Below are 20,953 nucleotides of genomic sequence, written 5' to 3' on the forward strand. Positions count from 1 at the left end.
TATCCTACTGCTGAATATTAGGATAACACTTGTGTGCGCAACTGCAGACTTTGCGCCCACCAAGTTTGCCCGGCATCAACGCCGTTTTCTTCAGCTTCGCTAGACTGGACGTTTACTTGGCATCTACTTGAGAGCGCTTACTTAAGAGCGCCCACTGGGTAGTAGCGATCAGGAGGGAACAGATGGAATCGAAGCTCGTGGCTATAGCAACAGACGACAGCGGACAGGTCGCCCCTCACGCCGGCCGGGCGCTGCTCTGGCATGTCTATAAGATAACCGAGGGCGACTCTCACCCCGAGCTGGCCTGGGAGATTCGCCTGACCGAGTCGGGCTGCCTGCATGAATGGCATGTCAGCGACAGCCCCGAGCGGCATCCTCTGCACGCGGTGGATGTGGCCATCGCTGGATCTGCGGGGGACGGCGTCATCCGCCGTCTGGCAGAGCGAGGCACCGAGCTGATTACCGCCGCGGAGATCGCGCCGCTGATGGCGCTGACCGATTATCTCGATGGCACTCTGGCGCCGGGCGTTCCCCATGAAGAACAGCACTGCCTCAATCCTCAGCAGCGCGCAGAAAGAATGGCTTAGGGCTCCTCGAGAGCGGCCCGAAGGTCCACCTCACCGGGGCGCTCATCCAGCAGCAGGTAACGCTGAATCGTGGCCATATGCTCATCCATAAGATGCTGGGCCTGCTCCCTGTCGCCGGCGAGAATGGCATCGACCAACGCCTGATGCTCCTCAATGGAACACTGCACATTGGGCGTTTCCTGGTACAGCGCGATGATCAGTGAGGTGCGGGTAATCAGCCCCGCCAGCAGTTCATCCAGCACTTCATTACCAGCCACCTGCGCCAGCACCCGGTGAAAATTCCCCGACTCACGGATCATCTCCTGGCGCTCACCGCGCCTGATGGCGCCATCCTCTTTTTCCAGCTGTTTCAGCAGACGGTTACGATTCTTCGCCGTCAGGTTCGCAATCGCGAGTTCGACGATTGAGCGCTCGATAATACCGCGGGCGGCAAACACATCCTTGGCTTCCTTGATCGTCGGCTGGGCGACGCAGGCGCCACGGTTCGGCACGATGGTGACCACCTTGTATTCCGAGGCCAGTTTCTGCAACGCGGCGCGGACATGGTTACGGTTGGCGCCCAGCACCTCCACCAGTTTGGCTTCGGTCAGCCGCGCGCCGGGCGGTAAACGATGCTCGGATATGGCATCCGCGAGGCGCTCCACAATCCGCTTGATTTCAACCTGGGCCCGGGTCCCCATAATCTCTCCTGCTAAAAACATTGTTAGCAATTCTATCGCCAATTTATCGAAACCAACAACCCGGCCCAGAAACAGCGTATTACGCAAAAATGCACCAGATCGTTGCACAAAGGCCATTTACGGTGCACGAAGGCGGTATCTAAGTGATTAATATCGCTTGAGATATTTTGACCGATCAGACAATAAACGCAGCTCTCAATATTTTTTATCGATCAAAAATAACGGCTTATCCAATAGATCTCTAATGTGGCACAGCCCTCGCAATCCAATAGGAATAAATTGCTAACAATTTTGGATTGCTAACAGTTATGAAGAAAGGCTCTGTCGAACTGGTTGGCGTCGTAAAACGTTACGGCGAAAGCACCGCGGTAAGGAATATCGATCTTCACATTGAGGGCGGCTCCTACTGCTGTCTGCTTGGCCCGAGTGGCTGCGGGAAATCCACCACCCTGCGGATGATTGCGGGTCATGAGAGTGTCAGCGAAGGCGACATCCTCATGAACAACCGTAACGTCACCCTGCTGCCGCCACGCAAGCGTGGCACCGCGCTGATGTTTCAGAACTACGCCCTGTTCCCGCACCTGAACAGCCTGGATAACGTGGCGTTCAGTCTGAAAATCGCCGGCGTCAGCAAACAGGAGCGCCACGCGCGGGCACTGGAGATGCTCAAGCTGGTGAACATGGAGACGTTCAGGGAAGCCTTCCCGGAACAGCTTTCCGGCGGCCAGCAGCAGCGCGTCGCCCTGGCCCGCGCGCTGATCAACCAGCCGGAAGTGATTCTGCTGGACGAGCCGCTGTCTGCGCTCGATCCCTTCCTGCGCACCCGCATGCGGGCAGAGCTGAAGAACATTCAACAGCAGCTGGGCATCACCTTTATCCACGTCACCCACTCTCAGGAAGAGGCGTTCGCCCTGGCCGACCAGGTGGTGGTGATGAATAACGGCTATATCGAGCAGGTGGACGAGCCGATCGGCATTTTCAGCCGCCCACGCACCGGCTTTGTCGCCAGTTTTATCGGCGGCCACAACATCATCCAGGGCACCCTGACCGATTCGGGCCTCAGCGTAGGCGAACGGCGCATCATCGCGCTGGATCGCAGCCTTGAGACCGGAGCCGATAACAGCGCCAGCGTATCCCTGCGCTGTGACCGTATTCAGATCAGCCGCGAACCGTTCGATATCGCCCAGCCCGACCCGCTGCAAGTGGAGTCTGTGGAGTACCAGGGCAGTTATGTACACCTGCGAGGCCAGTTCAGCGACGGCCTCGGGCTTTCCGTATTTCAGAGCGATGCGGACTATCTCGCCTCGCCTCTGCATGCCGGCGACCGCGCCTTTGTGGGCTGGCGCCACACCGATCTTAACCCCCTGCGGCCCGGCGGCGACGCCTTTTCCGGCCTTTGAATCGCAAACCTTTGCATCTGAGAAATCAAACTGGAGATCGATAATGAGCTTCGATGACAAGAAAGACCTTAAGGATACTCTGAGCGCCAGTACTGAACCGAAGGAAGAGCGCAGCGGCCTGAGCCGTCGCGGATTCATCAAGGCCGCCGGCGTCGCGGGCGGCGCTGCCCTGGGCTCTGGAGCCATCACCGGCTTCCCGATGATCTGGGCGCAGAACATCAAGGACATCACCCTGCGCCAGTTCGGCACCGGCGTATCCAACCTCAACGCCATCTCGCAGAAGGCGAAAGAGGACCTGGGTATCAACCTGGAGCTGACCGCACTGGACTCAGACGCCGTGGCCCAGCGCGTGGTCACCCAGCCGCGCTCCTTCGATATCGCTGATATCGAGTACTGGATCTGCAAAAAGACCTTCCCGGCCGGCACCATGCAGCCGATGGACACCTCGCGCCTGAAGAACTTCGACAAGATCTCCCAGCTGTTTATCACCGGCAAGCTGAACGATGATTCCGAGATCGCCCAGGGCACCGCACCGCACACCGTGGGCTTTGTTGAGGGCAAGGAGTCGGTCCAGTTCGCTTCCGAGCCGACCAACTGGATGACGCTGATTCCGACCATCTACAACGCCGACACCCTGGGCATCCGCCCGGACCTGGTGGGCCGCCCGATCACCAACTGGCGCGACATCATGGACCCGGCGTTCAAGGGCAAGACCTCGATCCTGAACATCCCCTCCATCGGCATCATGGATGCGGCGATGATCTGCGAATCCATGGGAGAAATTCAGTACGCCAACAAGGGCAACATGACCCGCGAAGAGATCGACGCCACTATCGAGATCCTCAAGGCCGCCAAGTCCGAAGGTCAGTTCCGCGCCTTCTGGAAGAGCTTCGATGAGTCGGTGAACCTGATGTCTTCCGGCGAGGTAGTGATCCAGTCCATGTGGTCACCGGCCGTGGCTGCCGTTCGCGCCAAGGGTATCGAGTGCAAATACCAGCCGCTGGAAGAAGGCTACCGCGCCTGGGGCGGCGGTATCGGCCTGGCCAAACACCTCTCTGGTCTGGAGTTGGATGCAGCCTATGAATATATCGACTGGTACCTGTCCGGCTGGGTTGGCGCCTACCTGAATCGCCAGGGGTACTACTCCGCCGCGCCGTCCACCTCCAAGGAGCACATGAGCGCCGACGAGTGGGGCTACTGGATCGAAGGCAAACCGGCCCAGGGCGATATCCTAAGTCCCGATGGCAAGGTGATGGAAACCGCCGGTGCCGTGCGTGATGGCGGCTCTTACTGGGATCGTATGGGCGCGGTTGCCTGCTGGAACTCCGTCATGGACGAGAACAAGTACATGGTTCGCAAGTGGAACGAGTTTATCGCGTCCTGATAGCGCCATGATCAACGGGGGCGAGTCATCGCCCCCACTGTTCCGCCTCCTGTTTCAGTGAGCCTGTATTTCAGAGAGCCCGTATTTCGGAGAACCCTTTTTTCGGAGAGAAAGTTAGATGCGTTTTCTGACCGCCAACCCCAGCTACCTGCAGGTCACACCTTTGGCGCTGGTGATTCTGCTGTTTCTGCTGTTCCCCGTGGTGACGATAGTGATCGTCAGCTTCTGGGACTACAACGCCTATCAGCTGCTACCCGACTTCATCTTTGAAAACTACGAGTTCCTGCTTACCTCGAGCGTCACGCTGAGCGCCTACCTGAAGACGTTCTTCTTCGCGATCACCTCCTGGCTGATCACCCTGACACTGGGCTTTACCGTCGCCTATTACTTGGCCTTCTATATCAGAAGTCCGCTGCTGCAGAGCGTACTGTTTGTGCTCTGCACCGTGCCCTTTTTGACCTCCAACATTATTCGCATGATCTCCTGGATTCCGCTGCTCGGGCGCAACGGACTGGTCAACTCAACCCTTCAGGAGATCAACCTGATCGACGCGCCGATCGAATGGCTGCTCTACAGCGACTTCGCCGTGATCCTGGCGTTCGTCCACCTTTACACCCTGTTCATGGTGGTACCGATCTTCAACTCGATGATGCGTATCGACCGCAACCTGATCGAGGCCTCCATCGATGCCGGCGCCAGCGCCTTCCAGACCATCTTTCAGGTGGTGGTGCCGCTGTGTAAATCGGGTATCGCTATCGGCTCCATCTTTGTGGTCACCCTGGTGATGGGCGATTTCATCACCGTCAGCCTGATGAGCGGCGGCCTGAGCGCCTCCGTCGGTGTGCTGATCCGCAACGAGATCTCGCTGCTGCAATACCCGGCCGCCGCAGCGGGCGCGGTGGTGCTGCTGATCACCGTACTGATCATGCTCAGCATCATGTTCCGTTTCATCAACATCAAGAAGGAGCTGTAATCATGGCAGCCCCCGACAAGGCCAAACGCAAGGCGGGATTCATCCCCCTGACCATCATATTCGTGCTGTTTATCATCTTTCTGTACGGCCCCACGGCGACCATCGCGATCCTCTCGTTCCAGGGGCCCGATGGCGGCCTCACCTTCCCGATGAACGGTATGTCGCTGCACTGGTTCCGCCAGCTGTTTGAAGAGCAACAGGTGGGCGACTTCGGCGGCTCGCTGACCCGCTCAATCCTGCTCGGTATCGCCGTAATGCTCTGCACCGCCGTGTTCTCGCTGCTGGCGGGCCTGGCTTACCGACGCAGTTTTATGGGCGGCAACGTTCTGTTCTACCTGACGCTGGTGAGCCTGATCCTGCCATCGATCCTGATCAGCCTGGGTATCGGCATCATGTTCGACCGTATCGGCCTTTCACCGGGCTGGTACAGTTCCGCCTTCGGCGCGCATCTGACCTGGACCCTGCCGTTCGGCCTGCTGATCATGTTTGCGGTATTTAATCGCTTCAACAAAAGCTATGAAGCGGCCGCCATCGATATGGGCGCTACCTCCTGGCAGACCTTCCGTCTGGTCGTTTTCCCGCTGATTCTCCCGAGCCTGATCGGTGTCTGCCTGTTCGGCTTCACCCTCTCCTACGATGAGTTTGCCCGCACCCTGATGACCGCTGGCACCTTCAACACCCTGCCGCTGGAGATCTACGGTATGACCACCAACGTGACCACGCCGGTGCTCTACGCCCTGGGCACGATGACCACCCTGTTCTCCTTCACCCTGATATCCGCTGCCCTGATTGCGATCTGGGCGGTTCGTAAAAGCCGGGCACGCAAGGCGCCCACCAGCGCCTGATGCGCGAAGAGCCGGTAACTATAAAGATGAGTCGAAAACCATGAAGCTGCGTGTAATTAACCCCAATGACAGCCAGACGATGACCGAGATGATCGCCGAGAGCTGTCGCTCGGTCACCGATCTGACCGAGATCGATGCCGTCTGCGCCGGCGCAGGCGTTGCGAGCATTGAAGGCTTTTACGACGGTGCTATCGCTGCGGCCGGGGTGGTGCAGCGCGTTGCCGAAGGCGAAGCACTCGGCTGTGATGCCTACCTGATCGCCTGCGCCGACGACACCGCGCTGCAAGGCGCCCGCGAGCGCGCCAATGGCCCGGTAATGGGCATCGGCGAGGCCGCCATGCACGCCGCCAGCCTGCTCGGCTGCGGCTTCACCATCCTCACAGCACAGCAGAAGTCGGTGCGGATTCTTGAGGCCAACGCCCGCAGCTACGGCTTTGCCGATCACTGCCTGGGCGTTCACGCGCTGCAGATGCCGGTGCTGGACCTGGAACACAGCGACGATCCCAAGCTGCTCGACAAACTGATCCGCCGCGCTGAAACGGTGATCAACCAGGACGGCTCAGAAGTACTGGTGCTCGGCTGCGCGGGCCTGACTACCCAGCAGCCGATGCTGCAGCAGGCACTGGGAATCCCGGTTATCGATGGCGTGCGGATCGGCACGCTGATGCTGGAATCGCTGGTGCGCGCCGGATTGTATACCAGCAAGCGCTGCAGTTACGCCTACGCGGGCTAAGCACCGGTAACCAGATCGCGCTACAATTCGGGCTCCTCTGATCTGCCACAAGGAGAGCCCGTGCAATCGATCATTTCCATCCAGGGCGTCGGCAAAAGCTATGCATCCGGTTTTACCGCGCTGAAATCCATCGATCTGGAGATTCAGCGCGGAGAAATTTTTGCGCTGCTCGGCCCCAACGGGGCGGGTAAAACCACCCTTATCAGCATTATCTGCGGCATCGTTAACGCCACCTCCGGCAAGGTGATTGCCGATGGTTTCGACATCGCCCGCGACTATCGTCAGGCACGCAGCCAGATCGGCCTGGTACCCCAGGAACTCACCACCGATTCGTTCGAGACGGTCTGGCATACGGTCGCCTTCAGCCGCGGCTTGTTCGGCAAGCCGGCCAATCCGGAATACCTCGAGAAGATCCTGCGCCAGCTCTCGCTCTGGGAGAAACGCAACGCCAAGATGCTGGAGCTTTCCGGCGGTATGAAGCGCCGCGTGATGATCGCCAAGGCGCTGTCCCATGAGCCCAGCATCCTGTTCCTCGATGAACCTACCGCGGGCGTGGATGTGGAGCTGCGCCGCGATATGTGGGAGATCGTGCGCGAACTGCGCGAAAACGGCGTCACCATCATTCTGACTACCCACTACATCGAGGAAGCAGAAGAGATGGCCGATCGCATCGGCGTGATCAACCGCGGCGAGCTGATGCTGGTGGAGCAGAAAACCGAGCTGATGCAGAAGCTGGGACAGAAGCAGCTGAACCTCTACCTGCAGTCACCGCTGGAGTCCCTGCCCGCTGAGCTGGCGCAGTACAACCTGACGCTGAGCGAAGATGGCACCCAGCTCACCTATACCTTCGATGCCCATCAGGACACCACCGGCATCGCCCAGTTGATGCGCAGCCTGAGCCAGCTCGGCATCGACCTGAAAGACCTGCAGTCCAAGCAGAGCTCGCTGGAAGAGATATTTGTCAGCCTGGTTCACGGCAAAGATGTATAAGGAAGGATTAAAGATGAACCTCAACGGCGTACTGGCCATCTACAAGTTTGAAATGTCGCGTACCCGGCGCACCCTGATGCAGAGCATCCTGTCGCCGGTGCTCTCCACCTCGCTCTACTTTATCGTCTTCGGCACCGCCATCGGTTCCCGCATGGGTAATATCGATGGCGTCAGCTACGGCGCCTTTATCATCCCGGGTCTGCTAATGCTGTCGCTGCTCAGCGAGAGCATCTCCAACGCCTCGTTCGGGATCTTCTTTCCCAAGTTCTCGGGCACTATCTACGAGGTACTCTCGGCGCCGGTGTCACCGTTCGAGATTGTCGCTGGTTATGTGGGCGCGGCAGCGACCAAGTCGCTGATTATCGGGGCACTGATTCTGGCCACGGCGCGGGTATTTGTGGATTACCAGATCGATCATCCGGTGTGGATGCTGGGCTTTCTGATACTGACGGCGCTGACCTTCAGCATGTTCGGTTTCATCATCGGTATCTGGGCGGATGACTTCCAGAAACTGCAGGTGATTCCGTTGATGGTGATCACCCCGCTGACCTTCCTTGGCGGCGCGTTCTACTCCATCAACATGCTACCGGAGCCCTGGCAGACACTGACCCTGTTCAACCCGGTGGTGTACCTGATCAGCGGCTTCCGCTGGGCGTTCTACGGCATCTCCGATGTGAACGTGGCGGTGAGCCTCGGCATGACCTTCCTGTTCCTGCTGCTCTGCCTCACAGCGGTCTGGTGGATCTTCCGTACCGGCTACCGTATCCGTCACTGACACTCACTTTACGACAGGCGGCAATGAACCTGAGCTAGCCGGGAGGTAGCTGTGCAAAAAACAGAATCTCGACTCAACCTGAGTCTGGCGGCTGCCCAGCTGCTCGCCAACAGCGCCATCGAAAAGGCGGAACAGCTGGGTCGCAATATGTGCATCGCAGTGGTGGATACCTCCGGCCATCCGCTGGTCACCCTGCGCATGCCGGGCGCTCCCCTGCCTTCTGCAGAATATGCGCGCAAAAAGGCCTACACGGCGCTCTCTTTTGGCCGCTCGACCGAAGAGTGGAAAGAGCGCCTGGAAGCCAAGCCGGTAACCCTGACTGGCCTTGCGCAGCATCCAGACGTAGCGCTGTTCGGCGGTGGCGAGCCGGTCATTGTCGATGGATCTGTAGTCGGTGCGGTGGGCGTCTCCGGCGGCGCGGAAAGCGAGGATGTTCTCTGCGCCCGCACCGCTATCGAAGCCCTGGCGAGGGCCTGATTCTAGTCCGGCTCCGTCGGTTTAGTCTTTACCCTGACCGCATCGGTCCAGCTGGTAATCATGTCGATCGGTAACGGAAACACGATGGTGTGGCTGTTCTGTCCGCTGGCGATCTCCGTCAAGGTCTGCATGTAACGCAGCTGGATCGCCTGCGGTTCTTCGGCCAGTCGCTGGGCTGCCCCCAGCAATTTTTCCGAAGCTTCCAGCTCACCACTGGCATGAATCACCTTGGCGCGACGGGCACGCTCCGCCTCCGCCTGCTTGGCGATGGCGCGCACCATGCTCTCGTCCAGATCCACATGCTTAATCTCCACATTGGCGACCTTGATGCCCCAGGCGTCGGTCTGCTTATCGAGTATTTTCTGGATATCGGCATTAAGCCGGTCGCGGCCTGAAAGCATATCGTCCAGTTCATGCTGCCCCAGCACCGACCTCAACGTGGTCTGCGACAGCTGACTGGTGGCTTCGAGATAGTTCTCCACATGGATGATCGCCTTTTCCGGATCCACCACGCGGAAATAGATCACCGCGTTCACCTTCACCGACACGTTATCCATGGAGATCACATCCTGGGTCGGCACATCCATCACCAGGGTACGCAGGTCCACACGCACCATCTGCTGGATCACCGGTACGACGATGATCAGGCCCGGTCCCTTGACCCGGTAAAAGCGCCCCAGCAGAAAGATCACGCCACGCTCGTATTCGCGCAGGATGCGAAACATCGAAAGCAGCAGAAGAACCACCAGCACCACGATGGTCGTCGCGAAATAGGGAAATCCGATCATTTCAAGCCTCCAGCTTGTCGACCACAAGCGTTAATCCGTCGATTTCATGGATGCGTACCCGATCACCGGCCTTGAGCTGTTCGACACAACGCACTTCCCAGAGCTCACCCTCAAACCGCGCCAGCGCCTGGTCCCCATAGACCTGCTCAATCTCCGCCTCGCGATCGATCATTGCCACGGGCCCCATCCGCGCCGGCCGATAGTGTGCCCGCAGCGCCATACCGAGCAGGGCAAACAGCAGCACACCGGTGGTTAGCGCCAATGCGGCCACCACCGGCAGAGCGATCTGAAACGCCGGGATATCGGTATCCATCAGGATGATCGAGCCAATGACAAAGGCGACCAGGCCGCCCACGCCCAATACGCCAAAGCTGGGCATCATCGCCTCGGCGGCAATCAGCCCCAGCCCCAGTAGAATCAAACCCAGCCCCGCGTAGCTGACCGGCAGTACCTGAAACGCATAAAGCGCCACCAACAGGCAGATCGCGCCCAGCACACCGGGCAAACCAAAGCCCGGGTTGGTGAACTCAAAGATCAAGCCGTAAAGGCCGATCAGCATTAACATGTAAGCCACGTTGGGGTTGGTGATCACGGCAAGAAATTCGCTGCGCCAGTCGGGATCAGCAACAAAAATGGCCGAATCACTAAAATCGAGCGCGACCTGGCGGCCATTGATCTCCACGGAACGCCCGGCAATCACCTCAAGCAGTTCGCTGCGATCAGCGGCCATCAGATCGATCACGCCCAATTCCAGCGCTTTGCTGGCGGTGAGACTCGCGCCCTCTCGCACCGCTTTCTCGGCCCAGTCGGCATTGCGTCCACGCAGCTCGGCCAGCCCCCGGATATAGGCCACCGCATCGTTGGTGACCTTGCGCTCCATGGCGCTGCCCGTTCCTCGACCAGAGTGCGGCGTTGCCGGATCGCCTTCGCCGTCCCCAGGTTGCCCGCCACCAGTGTCAGGCGTCATTGGAGTACCGATAGATACAGGGGTGGCGGCACCGAGGTTGGTGGCCGGCGCCATCGCCGCCACATGGCAGGAGTAGAGAAGGAAGGTCCCGGCACTGGCAGCACGGGCGCCACCGGGAGAGACATAACAGATGACCGGTATCGGCGATGCCAGCACCGCCGAGATCATCTGCCGCATGGAGCTGTCCAGCCCGCCGGGAGTATCGATGCGGATCAATACCGCCCCCGCCTGCTCTTCAGCGGCATCTTTCAGCCCCCTCACCAGGTAGTCCGCGGTGGCCGGTCCCACCACGCCATACAGCGTCAACTGCCAGACGGCCCCTTGGGGCGCCTGCTCAGCCTCAGCCAGCGCTGGGGGGACTGCAAGTAGAACTCCGATCAGGAATAGCATCGATCGGAGCCAACAGATATTCATCGCTCTGACCTCAGATATATATCTGAGTATAGATGCCCCATCCGGATTGCCCATCTAAGGCTTTGATGGAGATGGGCGATGAAAAACTTTCGACCGCCCCGCTTCGCAACTCAACAGGGCAACTATGATTAATTTTAGAGCGTCTCAGGCGGACTTAGGCTTGTTCCGAGCTTCCCTTGGCTGTTATACATAATAAAAACGTTATATATGCCATGTTAGGGTGAGAGCTGGGGGCACTCCGGTCAGTGTTGCCGCGGTATGAGCAACACTTGAGACCTCCCTCAGACAGAGCAGGTCTGGCTTGTATATTGCACACACTGTTTTCGTGTGCAACGAGTTAAGGAGTTGAATTGAGCGTCCCCCGTACCGGGCAAATCCCGGTCGGCCAGCAAACCTAAGATAAGGGTTCAGCATGCTTCCCCGCCGAACCTAATAACGGCCACCAGAATATCAAAGGCTCAGGCATGAGTATGGATTGGAAGAGATACGAACCTCAGGACTTTTTCGACGAACTTGTCACCCCGGCGGGTAACCCCCGACTCCCAGCCAAGCGCTTGATTTCTTACCTTGGCTCACTCAGTGAAGATGAAGTAGAAAGCCGCCGACAAATGGCGGAAGCCACGATTCAAGAGATGGGCGTAAGCTTCACCGTCTACACCGAAGAGGGCAATATTGATCGCGCCTGGCCCTTTGACATCATACCCCGCACCATTTCAGCCAAGCAGTGGGCCAAAACGGCCGCCGGCCTCAAGCAGCGTCTAAAGGCGCTGAACCTGTTTATCGACGACCTCTACCACGACCAGAAAATCATAAAAGACGGCATAGTGCCGGAGCATCTGGTCACCAACTCCAAGAACTTCCGTCCCGAATGCGTCGGCGTCTCGCCCCCTTTTGGGGTCTGGGCACACATCTGCGGCACCGATTTGGTGCGCGATAGCGACGGCGAGTTCTACGTGCTGGAAGATAACCTGCGCGTTCCCTCCGGCGTTTCCTACATGCTGGAAAACCGGGCGATCACCAAGCGCGTCCTGCCGGAGCTTTTCGAGAACGACAGAATCCTGCCGGTGGATGATTACTGCTCCAACCTGTTCGACACGCTGGTGTCATTATCGCCGCGTAAGGTGAAGAAACCGGTGGTCGTGGTTCTGACTCCGGGCATCTTCAACTCTGCCTACTTTGAGCACGCCTTCCTGGCGCAGCAGATGGGTGTTGAGCTGGTCGAAGGTTCTGACCTGGTGGTCAACGATGATGACTGCGTCTATATGCGCACCATCAGCGGTCTGGAGCGGGTGGATGTGATCTATCGCCGTATCGACGACCTGTTCCTCGATCCGGAAGTGTTCCGCAAGGACTCGGTGCTCGGTGTTCCCGGCCTGATGCGCGCCTGGCAGAAAGGCAACGTGGGCCTGGCCAATGCCCCGGGCGCGGGTGTAGCGGACGACAAGGTGGTTTACGCCTACGTGCCGGATATCATCCGTTATTACCTCAACGAGGAACCGATCATCCCGAACGTCAAAACCTTCCTCTGCGAAGATCCGGAGCAGCGTGAGTACGTGCTTGAGAACCTGGACAAACTGGTGGTTAAACCGGCCAACGAATCCGGCGGCTACGGCATGCTGGTAGGCCCGCACTCCACCAAGAAGGATCAGGCCGCGTTCGCCAAGCTGATCAAGGAAAATCCGCGTAACTATATCGCCCAGCCGACACTGGCCCTCTCCACCGCACCCACCATGGTGGAGAAAAACGCACTGGAACCGCGCCATCTCGATCTGCGCCCGTTCATCCTCCAGGGCGAGGATATCTACGTCACTACCGGCGGTTTGACCCGCGTAGCGATGCGCAAGGGTTCACTGGTGGTCAACTCATCGCAGGGTGGCGGCAGTAAAGATACCTGGATTGTCGAGACTGGGGAGGCCTGATCATTATGTTGTCTAAAGTTGCCGAGCGCCTCTACTGGACGGCGCGTTATATCGAGCGTGTTGAGAACACCGCCCGCCTGGTCAGCGTGTACGACAAGCTGCTGTTTGACCTGCCCAAGGATATCAACATCGGCTGGTACAACCTGGTGGTTCTGAACAGCGCCACCGAGCTGTTTGAAGATCGCTACAAGGTCCAGGACGAGCGTAACGTCGTCAAGTTCATGCTCGCGGACGATACCAACCCCAGTTCCATGCTGACTGCATTGAAGATGGTACGCGAGAACATCCGTACCTCCCGAGATGTGGTGCCGGCGGAAACCTGGGAGCTGATCAACGAGGTTTACCTCTATGCCAAGAACAACATCCAGCTGGGGATCAACCGCAGCCGCCGTCATGATTATCTTTCCGAGGTAATCAAGGGCTGCCAGATGCTCTCCGGCCTGCTCTACGGCACCATGAGTCACGATGCCGGCTGGCAGTTCATGAAACTCGGCCGCGATCTGGAACGGGCGGATATGACCACCCGTATCCTCGATGCCGGCGCCTTCGGTCTGCTGCAGGCCAACGGCGATGCCAGCGTTAACCTGCGCCAGATCGTCTGGGGTAACGTGTTGCGCTCTGCCAGTGCCTATATGAGCTACCGCCGCACGCTGAAAGGCGCGGTCTATGGCCCTGACGTCGCCAACTTTATGCTTGAAGATCCGCACTTCCCGCGCGCGTTCCAGTTCTGTCTGATGCAGATGGATGTAGCTGCGGCCAAGCTGCCCAAGAACGACGCCGTGCGTAAGGTGATCAAGGCGATCAAGCCGGAGCCGCGCCTGGCCGAAGAAGATACCGATCTGGGACAGCCGTTCCGCGACTATCTTAACGATCTCCAGGTTCAACTGGGCGAACTGCATGAAGCGATCGCCGCAACCTGGTTTCCCGTACCCTGAGGGATTTAAAACGTGACTATCCGCATCGCGATCCGCCACTCGACCGAATATAACTTCGACCGAGCCGTATCCCTTTCACCCCATGTGCTGCGTCTGCGCCCGGCCGCGCATTCGCGCACCCATATCCACGGGTACAGCCTGAAGATCGAGCCGGAAAACCACTTTATCAACTGGCAGCAGGACCCTTTCGGCAACTACCAGGCGCGCCTGGTGTTCCCGGAAAAGACCCGCAAATTCAAGTTCGACGTGGAAGTGATCGCCGATATGACGGTGATCAACCCGTTCGACTTCTTCGTTGAGGAGTACGCCGAGAATTACCCGTTCGACTACGACGACTCGCTGAAGAAGGAGCTGGAACCCTACCTGGAGGTGATGGAAGAGAGCGAGCAGCTCGATGCCTGGGTAGACGGCGTCTCCCGCAAAGAGACACGCATCATCGACTTCCTGGTGGCGCTGAACCAGCGTCTTGAACAGGAGATCGAGTACGGTATCCGCATGGAGCCCGGCGTTCAGACCTGCGAGGAAACCCTGACCCTGGCCAAGGGCTCCTGCCGCGATACCGGCTGGCTGCTGGTGCAGATTCTGCGCAAGCTGGGCCTGGCCGCACGTTTCGTTTCCGGCTACCTGGTGCAGCTTAAGCAGGACCAGGAAGCCCTGGACGGGCCTTCCGGCGCCGCCCAGGATTTCACCGATCTGCACGCCTGGTGCGAGGTTTATATCCCTGGCGCCGGCTGGGTCGGTCTCGACCCCACTTCAGGCCTGTTTGCCGGCGAGGGTCATATCCCGCTGGCCTGCACTCCCTCCCCCGCTTCGGCTGCGCCGATTACCGGTTACACCGACAAGTGCGAGGTAGAGTTCGCCTATGTCAACGAGGTGTATCGCATCCATGAGGATCCGCGAGTCACCAAGCCCTACAGCGAAGAGCAGTGGGCCTGCATCGATGCGCTGGGCAAGGCGATCGACGAGGAACTCACCGAGGGCGACGTGCGCCTGACCATGGGTGGCGAGCCCACCTTCGTCTCCATCGATGATATGGATTCGGCGCAGTGGAATATCGAGGCGCTCGGCGATGACAAGCTGAAGCTGGCCAAGGATCTGCTGCTGCGCCTGCGCGAGCGTTTCGCACCCAAGGGCCTGCTGCATTATGGCCAGGGTAAGTGGTACCCCGGCGAGGAAGTACCGCGCTGGGCCCTGGGCTGCTACTGGCGCACCGATGGCGAAGCGCTCTGGCACGACCCCAAGCTGCTGGCCCGTGTCGACAAGAACTACGGCCACGGCCTGGCCGAAGCCCAGTGGTTCATGAAAACCCTGTGTGAACGCCTGTCGCTGGATCACAAATACCTGATCGACGCCCGTGAAGATGCGCTTTACTACCTCTGGCAGGAGCAGCAGCTTCCGGTCAATGTGGATCCGAAAAAGGTCAATCTGAAGGATGATCTGGAGCGTAAGCGTCTGGCCAAACTGCTGGATCGCGGCCTGGATACCCCCACAGGTTACGTGCTGCCGCTGGGCTGGGACTACGGCAAACAGGGCTGGCGTTCCTCCCCCTGGGAGCTGCGCCGCGATGAACTGACACTGATCCCCGGCGACTCGCCGCTGGGCTTCCGTCTGCCACTGAGCACCCTGCCCTGGGTGGCTCGTGAGAAGCAGGATATCGACCCCGAGCGCGACCCGTTTGCCGAGCAGGAGCCACTGCCAAGCTACCGTCCATTCGCCAGCATGGTGCCGCCGGCCGAGCCGCCGAACACCGCTGACCACCGCCAGATGATGGACAGTGCGGATGATGAAAATGAGCCCAAGGGCGAAGGTCGCTGGGTGGATATCGTCAAAACGGCGCTCTCCATTGAGCCGCGCGACGGTCGACTCTACCTGTTCCTGCCACCGCTTCATTACCTGGAGCATTACGTTGACCTGATCAACGCCATCGAGCACACCGCCGCTGAGCTCAATCTGCCGGTAGTGATCGAAGGCTATGAGCCGCCCAAGGATTCCCGCCTGCAGAAACTGCTGGTCACCCCGGATCCCGGCGTTATCGAGGTCAATATCCATCCGGCGGGCAGCTGGAAGGAGCTGGTGGAAAACACCAACGTTCTTTATGACGAAGCTCGCCTGTCACGCCTTGGCACCGAGAAGTTCATGATCGACGGCCGCCATGGCGGTACCGGTGGCGGTAACCATGTCACCCTGGGCGGCGTAACGCCGGCGGACAGCCCGCTGCTGCGTCGCCCCGACCTGCTGCGTTCACTGGTGACCTACTGGCAGCACCACCCGGCCCTGTCTTACCTGTTCTCCGGTATGTTTATCGGCCCGACCAGCCAGGCACCGCGTGTCGACGAGGGTCGTCATGAAGCGCTCTACGAGCTGGAGATCGCCTTCCAGCAGATGCCGGAAGGGCTGATCGACCAGCCCTGGCTGGTGGACCGCCTGATGCGCAACCTGCTGGTGGATATCACTGGTAACACCCATCGCTCCGAGTTCTGTATCGACAAGCTCTACGCACCGGGTACCGCCTCCGGACGTCAGGGGATTCTTGAATTCCGTGGCTTTGAGATGCCGCCGCATCCGCAGATGTCGCTGGTGCAGGTACTGCTGCTGCGCGCGCTGGTCGCCCGCTTCTGGAAAGAGCCGTACAAACAGCCGCTGGTCCGCTGGGGCACCGAGCTGCACGACCGCTTCATGCTGCCGCACTACGTCTGGTCGGATCTGCGTGCCGTGGTCAACGATCTTCAGGCGCACGGCCTGCCGTTCCAGCTGGAGTGGCTGGCACCGTTCGAGGAGTTCCGCTTCCCGCACTACGGTCGCGTGCAGATCGACGATATCCAGATCGAACTGCGCTGGGCGATAGAGCCCTGGCATGTACTCGGTGAGGAGATCTCCAGCTTCGGTACTGCCCGCTACGTGGATTCCTCCGTCGAGCGCCTGCAGGTGAAGGTCAACGGCCTCACCGACGGCCGTTACGTGCTCGCCTGTAACGGTCGCCGCGTACCGCTGAACAACACCGGTCGCCACGGCGAATATGTCGGCGGCGTACGCTACCGCGCCTGGAACCCGCCTTCGGCGCTGCACCCAACCATCGGTGTGCACGCACCGCTGGTGTTTGACCTGATCGATACCTGGAACGGCCACTCCATCGGCGGCTGTACTTACCACGTCAGCCATCCGGGCGGTCGCAGCTACGATACCCAGCCGATCAACGCCTTTGAGGCAGAGTCACGCCGGGTGAATCGCTACTGGGATCACGGTCATACGCCGGGTGCGGTAACTCCGCCGCCGTTCCACGAGGCGCTGCGCGAGTTCTTCCCGAACGAGCAGGGCCCAAGGCCGATGGCGCCACCACCGGAAGAACCCACGGGTGAGTATCCCTACACCCTGGATCTGCGGCGTGGATTAGCCTGAAGGGGGTAAATCTCCTATGATGTCGCTCCCGGAAGACTAAATAAGAGCTAAACAGACCACGTGGCGATGCAAGAGACGACGCAGCTCCCCCAGAGCCTGCTCAACTATGCCCGACCAGACACCTTTTATGACGAGGTGTTCGGGCCGGATGGCGAGATCCGCGAGCATTGGCGTTACCTGCTCGAGGGGCTCGGCAGCATGGGTGATGCCGGCCTTCAGGAGCGGCAGCGCAAGGCCGAACGCATCCTCAGGGATGACGGCGCGACCTACAACATCTCTTCAGAGACGGAGAACAGTCGTACCTGGGGCCTTGATCCCGTCCCGCTGGTAATCGGCAGTGAAGAGTGGAGCCGCATCGAAACCGGCCTGATCGAACGCGCCGAGCTGTTCGACTTGGTGCTTAAGGACCTCTACGGCCCCCGGGAACTGATCCGGCAGCGTATCCTGCCGCCGGAACTGGTCTATTCACACCACGGTTTTCTGCGTCCCTGTCAGGGCTTGCGCCTGCCCGGGGATAAGCAGCTGATCTTTCACGCTGTCGACATGGTACGCGGTGGCGACGGCAATATGGTGGTGATCGGCGACCGTACGCAGGCGCCCAGCGGCGCCGGCTATGCACTGGAAAACCGCACAGTGATGTCTCGTGTGCTTCCCAGTCTATTCCGTGACAGCCAGGTGCACCGGCTGTCGCTCTATTTCCAGGCGCTACGCCGAAAAATGGCGTCGCTCTCGCCTAACGGCGATTCGCCGCGGGTGGTAATCCTGACGCCCGGCGCCTACAGCGAAACCTATTTCGAACACACTTACCTAGCCAACTACCTGGGTTATTCATTGGTCCAGGGTGGCGATTTGACCGTGCGCAACGGCTATGTCTGGATGAAATCTCTGGATGGCCTGCACCGGGTCGACATCATCATGCGCCGCGTCGACGACACCTGGTGCGATCCGGTGGAACTGCGCGCCGACTCGCACCTTGGCGTGCCTGGCCTCCTGGAGGTCGCCCGCGCCGGCAACGTGGTGATCACCAACCCCCTGGGTACCGGCGTGCTGGAAAATCCGGCGCTGCACAAGTTTATGCCCAAGGTCGCCGAGTTCTTCCTCGGCCACGAGCTGCAGTTGCCCTCGACCCAGACCTGGTGGGGCGGTGAGCCTGATGATCTGAAGTACATGCTCGACAACCTGAACAAGCTGATCATCAAGCCGACCGCACGGCGCAGCGGTGATCACAGTATCTATGGCGCGAGCCTGAGCAAGGAAAAGCTGGAGGAACTCAAGGCCCGCATCAACAGCAACCCGATGCATTTCATCGCCCAGCAGGCGAACCTGCCGGGGTCATCCCCTTCCTGGCAGAACGGTGAGCTGAAAGCCCGTTCCACCGTGTTGCGCAGCTTCGCCGTGGCCGACCAGAGTGCCTACAGCATCATGCCGGGCGGACTGACCCGTGTCGCCAGCGGTGACGAGCAGTGGATCGTGTCCAACCAGCTCGGCGCCACCAGTAAGGACACCTGGGTCATCGCTTCCGAGCCACAGCGACAGATCAGCTACATCGAGGAGCGCAGCGCCACCTTCACCGAAGACCAGACCAGCGACCTGCCCAGCCGCGTGGTGGAAAACCTGTTCTGGCTCGGACGCTACAGTGAGCGCGCCGAAGCCGGCATGCGCCTGCTGCGCACGGTGCTGATCCAGCTCAACAGCCTCAGCTACCTGCCTACCACGGTGCACGATCTGATGCTCAAGGCGGTCACCCAGGTGACCACTACCTATCCAGGCTTTACCCAGGACAGTGCCGAACTACTGTCGCAGCCTGAAAAAGAGCTGATGTCGGTAATCCTGGATCGCCGCCGCCCCGGCAGCATCACCGCCAACCTTCACGCCATGCTTAACTGTAGCGAGGAGACCAAGGAGATGCTGTCTGCGGACAGTCATCGTGTCATCAATGACCTGCGCGACGAGTTGGCCCAGCTGCCACAGCTGCTCGGCAACGGCCTGTCGGTGGCGCCCGAAGAGGCACTGGACCCGCTGGTTACCTCGTTGCTGGCGCTTTCCGGCCTGACCCAGGAGAGCATGATCCGCGGCTTTGGCTGGCGCTTCCTGGAACTGGGCCGCCGCCTGGAGCGTACCCTGCAGAGCACCTCCCTGCTGCGCGCCATGCTGGTGCCGGTGCTGGAAGACTCTGAACAGGAGCAGGTGATCGAAACCGTGCTGCTTACCTCCGAAGTACTGATCACCTACCGCCGCCGTTACCGCACTCGTCCGCAGCTGGATCACGGTCTGACACTGATCATGCTCGACAAGACCAACCCGCGCTCATTGCATTACCAGGTGGACCTGCTACGCCAGCATATCGAACAGCTGCAAAACCGTGATCGCTCACCGGTCTTGAGCGAGGAGCACCGCGCCATTCTGGAAGCACTGACATTGGTACAGCTGAGCCGTCCGGCCGAACTGGCCAACGCCGGCGAAGACAGCGGCGTGCGCGAAGCGCTGGATAAGCGTCTGGCACGGGTCCAGACCCTGCTGAGCAAAGTGGCCACTGCAATTTCCGACCGCTACTTCGACCATCGCAGCGGGCCGCAGCAACTTGTGCACACAGGCTGGAGCGAAGAGCCATGATCTACCGTATCCGCCACGTCACCCGCTACGAATACGTATCGCCGGTCTCACTCTGCTACAACCGTGCCCACCTGCTGCCGCGCAACACTCCACGCCAGCAGTGCCTGAGCACCCAGATCCGCATTACACCGACACCGGTGTACAGCGTGCGCAGAGAAGACTTCTACTCCAATCTCTACTACTACTTTTCCATCCAGGAATCGCACAAGGCGCTGCAGATCGACGTCACCAGCCAGATCAAGACCCTGCAACCACAGATGAATTTTGACCTGGACCTGGGCAACAGCTGCGCCCGCGCCCTGGAGCTGACCCGCATGGCGGTGGATGAAGAGACGCTGCTGGCACGGGAGTTCTGCCTGGATTCTCCGATGATCCGCGCCAGCGAACAGGTGCGCGAATATGCGGCGCCGATTTTCACGCCGGATCGCCCGCTGCTGTCGGCAGTGCGGGAGCTGACCAGCCGTATCTTCCAGGACTTCAAATACGATCCGGGCTTCAGCACCGTGGCCACACCGCTGAATGAGGTGCTCGAGCACAAGCGCGGTGTCTGCCAGGATTTCGCCCATCTGGCGATCGCCTGCCTAAGATCCTTAGGTTACGCCGCGCGCTACGTTAGCGGCTACCTGGAAACCCTGCCGCCGCCAGGACAGGAAAAGCTGGTGGGTTCCGATGCCTCCCACGCCTGGTTCGCGGTTTACTCCCCGGGCGAAGGCTGGTTCGAGTTCGACCCAACCAACGACAACATCCCATCCGAACAGCACATCACCACGGCCATGGGCCGGGATTATGGCGATGTGACGCCGTTGCGGGGTGTTATTTTCGATGGTGGCGGGTCGCAGAAGCTGGAAGTATCGGTGGATGTGGCGGCGATGCCGGAGTCGTAGGAGGCCCGCAACCGAAGGGCCGAATAATCTCAGCACTGATTGAAGTAGACACCGCGGTAAATCAGAACCAAAGCGGCTTATCGCGACGAGAGCTTCGCTCCTAACCCATGGGACAATGCGATTAGCCCAAACGAAGAAGCCCAGGCTTTCAAGCCTGGGCTTTATATTTACGGCTTTCAACCCCCACACTCTC

Annotated in this window: 17 protein-coding genes; 14 read left to right on the forward strand and 3 right to left on the reverse strand. The window is 59.7% G+C overall.

Annotation, left to right across the window (positions count from 1 at the left end):
* Positions 1–182: 182 nt before the first annotated feature.
* Entirely contained in the window at positions 183–587 is a 405-nt protein-coding gene (locus tag C4S72_RS15295) for a NifB/NifX family molybdenum-iron cluster-binding protein (protein WP_104004032.1), read from the forward strand.
* Here C4S72_RS15295 and C4S72_RS15300 read toward each other — a convergent pair.
* Positions 584–1,267 (reverse strand): GntR family transcriptional regulator, encoded by a 684-nt coding sequence (locus C4S72_RS15300; RefSeq protein ID WP_104004033.1) that lies wholly within the window; start codon positions 1,265–1,267, stop codon positions 584–586. The genes C4S72_RS15295 and C4S72_RS15300 overlap by 4 nt on opposite strands.
* Positions 1,268–1,575: 308 nt before the next feature.
* Here C4S72_RS15300 and C4S72_RS15305 point away from each other — a divergent pair, with 308 nt between their 5' ends.
* The 8 genes from C4S72_RS15305 to C4S72_RS15340 all read left to right on the forward strand — a co-directional run bounded on the left by C4S72_RS15305 (position 1,576) and on the right by C4S72_RS15340 (position 8,844).
* Positions 1,576–2,667: an ABC transporter ATP-binding protein gene (locus C4S72_RS15305; RefSeq protein ID WP_104004034.1), complete on the forward strand. Its 1,092-nt coding sequence runs from the start codon at positions 1,576–1,578 to the stop codon at positions 2,665–2,667.
* A 43-nt stretch (positions 2,668–2,710) separates the two neighbouring features.
* Entirely contained in the window at positions 2,711–4,051 is a 1,341-nt protein-coding gene (locus tag C4S72_RS15310) for an ABC transporter substrate-binding protein (RefSeq protein WP_104004035.1), read from the forward strand.
* A 118-nt stretch (positions 4,052–4,169) separates the two neighbouring features.
* Complete coding sequence (locus tag C4S72_RS15315; protein WP_104004036.1) at positions 4,170–5,024, forward strand: ABC transporter permease; 855 nt, start codon at positions 4,170–4,172, stop codon at positions 5,022–5,024.
* A gap of 2 nt (positions 5,025–5,026) precedes the next feature.
* Positions 5,027–5,869, forward strand: a complete 843-nt coding sequence (locus C4S72_RS15320; protein WP_104004037.1) for an ABC transporter permease — start codon at positions 5,027–5,029, stop codon at positions 5,867–5,869.
* A gap of 40 nt (positions 5,870–5,909) precedes the next feature.
* Positions 5,910–6,602 carry an aspartate/glutamate racemase family protein gene (locus C4S72_RS15325; protein WP_104004038.1) on the forward strand — a complete coding sequence of 231 codons (693 nt, stop codon included), beginning with the start codon at positions 5,910–5,912 and terminating at the stop codon, positions 6,600–6,602.
* 60 nt (positions 6,603–6,662) lie between these two features.
* Positions 6,663–7,592, forward strand: a complete 930-nt coding sequence (locus tag C4S72_RS15330; protein ID WP_104004039.1) for an ABC transporter ATP-binding protein — start codon at positions 6,663–6,665, stop codon at positions 7,590–7,592.
* 13 nt (positions 7,593–7,605) lie between these two features.
* The gene (locus tag C4S72_RS15335) at positions 7,606–8,367 is read left to right on the forward strand and encodes an ABC transporter permease (protein ID WP_104004040.1); all 762 of its coding nucleotides are present in this window, start codon (positions 7,606–7,608) and stop codon (positions 8,365–8,367) included.
* Positions 8,368–8,418: 51 nt separating this feature from the next.
* Complete coding sequence (locus C4S72_RS15340) at positions 8,419–8,844, forward strand: GlcG/HbpS family heme-binding protein (RefSeq protein WP_104004041.1); 426 nt, start codon at positions 8,419–8,421, stop codon at positions 8,842–8,844.
* Positions 8,845–8,846: 2 nt separating this feature from the next.
* On the opposite strand, the gene C4S72_RS15345 is transcribed toward C4S72_RS15340, so the two are convergent.
* Entirely contained in the window at positions 8,847–9,632 is a 786-nt protein-coding gene (locus C4S72_RS15345; RefSeq protein WP_104004042.1) for a slipin family protein, read from the reverse strand.
* 1 nt (position 9,633) lies between these two features.
* Complete coding sequence (locus tag C4S72_RS15350) at positions 9,634–10,989, reverse strand: NfeD family protein (RefSeq protein WP_235009162.1); 1,356 nt, start codon at positions 10,987–10,989, stop codon at positions 9,634–9,636.
* Between the two features lie 488 nt (positions 10,990–11,477).
* Between C4S72_RS15350 and C4S72_RS15355 the strand changes: the two genes are divergently transcribed.
* The 5 genes from C4S72_RS15355 (at position 11,478) to C4S72_RS15375 (ending at position 20,760) form a co-directional block, all read left to right on the forward strand.
* Positions 11,478–12,932: a circularly permuted type 2 ATP-grasp protein gene (locus C4S72_RS15355; RefSeq protein ID WP_104004044.1), complete on the forward strand. Its 1,455-nt coding sequence runs from the start codon at positions 11,478–11,480 to the stop codon at positions 12,930–12,932.
* A 5-nt stretch (positions 12,933–12,937) separates the two neighbouring features.
* Positions 12,938–13,867, forward strand: coding sequence for an alpha-E domain-containing protein (locus C4S72_RS15360; protein WP_104004045.1), 930 nt, complete (start codon positions 12,938–12,940; stop codon positions 13,865–13,867).
* Positions 13,868–13,879: 12 nt separating this feature from the next.
* Positions 13,880–17,263 carry a transglutaminase family protein gene (locus C4S72_RS15365; protein ID WP_104004046.1) on the forward strand — a complete coding sequence of 1,128 codons (3,384 nt, stop codon included), beginning with the start codon at positions 13,880–13,882 and terminating at the stop codon, positions 17,261–17,263.
* Positions 17,264–17,329: 66 nt separating this feature from the next.
* Positions 17,330–19,876, forward strand: a complete 2,547-nt coding sequence (locus C4S72_RS15370) for a circularly permuted type 2 ATP-grasp protein (RefSeq protein ID WP_104004047.1) — start codon at positions 17,330–17,332, stop codon at positions 19,874–19,876.
* Positions 19,873–20,760 carry a transglutaminase family protein gene (locus C4S72_RS15375; protein WP_104004048.1) on the forward strand — a complete coding sequence of 296 codons (888 nt, stop codon included), beginning with the start codon at positions 19,873–19,875 and terminating at the stop codon, positions 20,758–20,760. Before C4S72_RS15370 ends, C4S72_RS15375 begins: the two co-directional genes overlap by 4 nt.
* Positions 20,761–20,953: the final 193 nt, after the last annotated feature.

Origin of the sequence: Marinobacterium lutimaris, assembly GCF_900108065.1 — a bacterium.
In the GTDB taxonomy this organism is placed as follows: domain Bacteria; phylum Pseudomonadota; class Gammaproteobacteria; order Pseudomonadales; family Balneatricaceae; genus Marinobacterium_D; species Marinobacterium_D lutimaris.

Bases quoted from the DNA above. Each gene is read 5' to 3' on its own strand.
- C4S72_RS15360 (WP_104004045.1), top strand. From the start codon at position 12,938: ATGTTGTCTAAAGTTGCCGAGCGCCTCTACTGGACGGCGCGTTATATC.
- C4S72_RS15295 (WP_104004032.1), top strand. From the start codon at position 183: ATGGAATCGAAGCTCGTGGCTATAGCAACAGACGACAGCGGACAGGTC.
- C4S72_RS15370 (WP_104004047.1), top strand. From the start codon at position 17,330: ATGCAAGAGACGACGCAGCTCCCCCAGAGCCTGCTCAACTATGCCCGA.
- C4S72_RS15305 (WP_104004034.1), top strand. From the start codon at position 1,576: ATGAAGAAAGGCTCTGTCGAACTGGTTGGCGTCGTAAAACGTTACGGC.
- C4S72_RS15345 (WP_104004042.1), bottom strand. From the start codon at position 9,632: ATGATCGGATTTCCCTATTTCGCGACGACCATCGTGGTGCTGGTGGTT.
- C4S72_RS15310 (WP_104004035.1), top strand. From the start codon at position 2,711: ATGAGCTTCGATGACAAGAAAGACCTTAAGGATACTCTGAGCGCCAGT.
- C4S72_RS15315 (WP_104004036.1), top strand. From the start codon at position 4,170: ATGCGTTTTCTGACCGCCAACCCCAGCTACCTGCAGGTCACACCTTTG.
- C4S72_RS15350 (WP_235009162.1), bottom strand. From the start codon at position 10,989: ATGCTATTCCTGATCGGAGTTCTACTTGCAGTCCCCCCAGCGCTGGCT.
- C4S72_RS15320 (WP_104004037.1), top strand. From the start codon at position 5,027: ATGGCAGCCCCCGACAAGGCCAAACGCAAGGCGGGATTCATCCCCCTG.
- C4S72_RS15355 (WP_104004044.1), top strand. From the start codon at position 11,478: ATGAGTATGGATTGGAAGAGATACGAACCTCAGGACTTTTTCGACGAA.
- C4S72_RS15375 (WP_104004048.1), top strand. From the start codon at position 19,873: ATGATCTACCGTATCCGCCACGTCACCCGCTACGAATACGTATCGCCG.
- C4S72_RS15325 (WP_104004038.1), top strand. From the start codon at position 5,910: ATGAAGCTGCGTGTAATTAACCCCAATGACAGCCAGACGATGACCGAG.
- C4S72_RS15335 (WP_104004040.1), top strand. From the start codon at position 7,606: ATGAACCTCAACGGCGTACTGGCCATCTACAAGTTTGAAATGTCGCGT.
- C4S72_RS15300 (WP_104004033.1), bottom strand. From the start codon at position 1,267: ATGGGGACCCGGGCCCAGGTTGAAATCAAGCGGATTGTGGAGCGCCTC.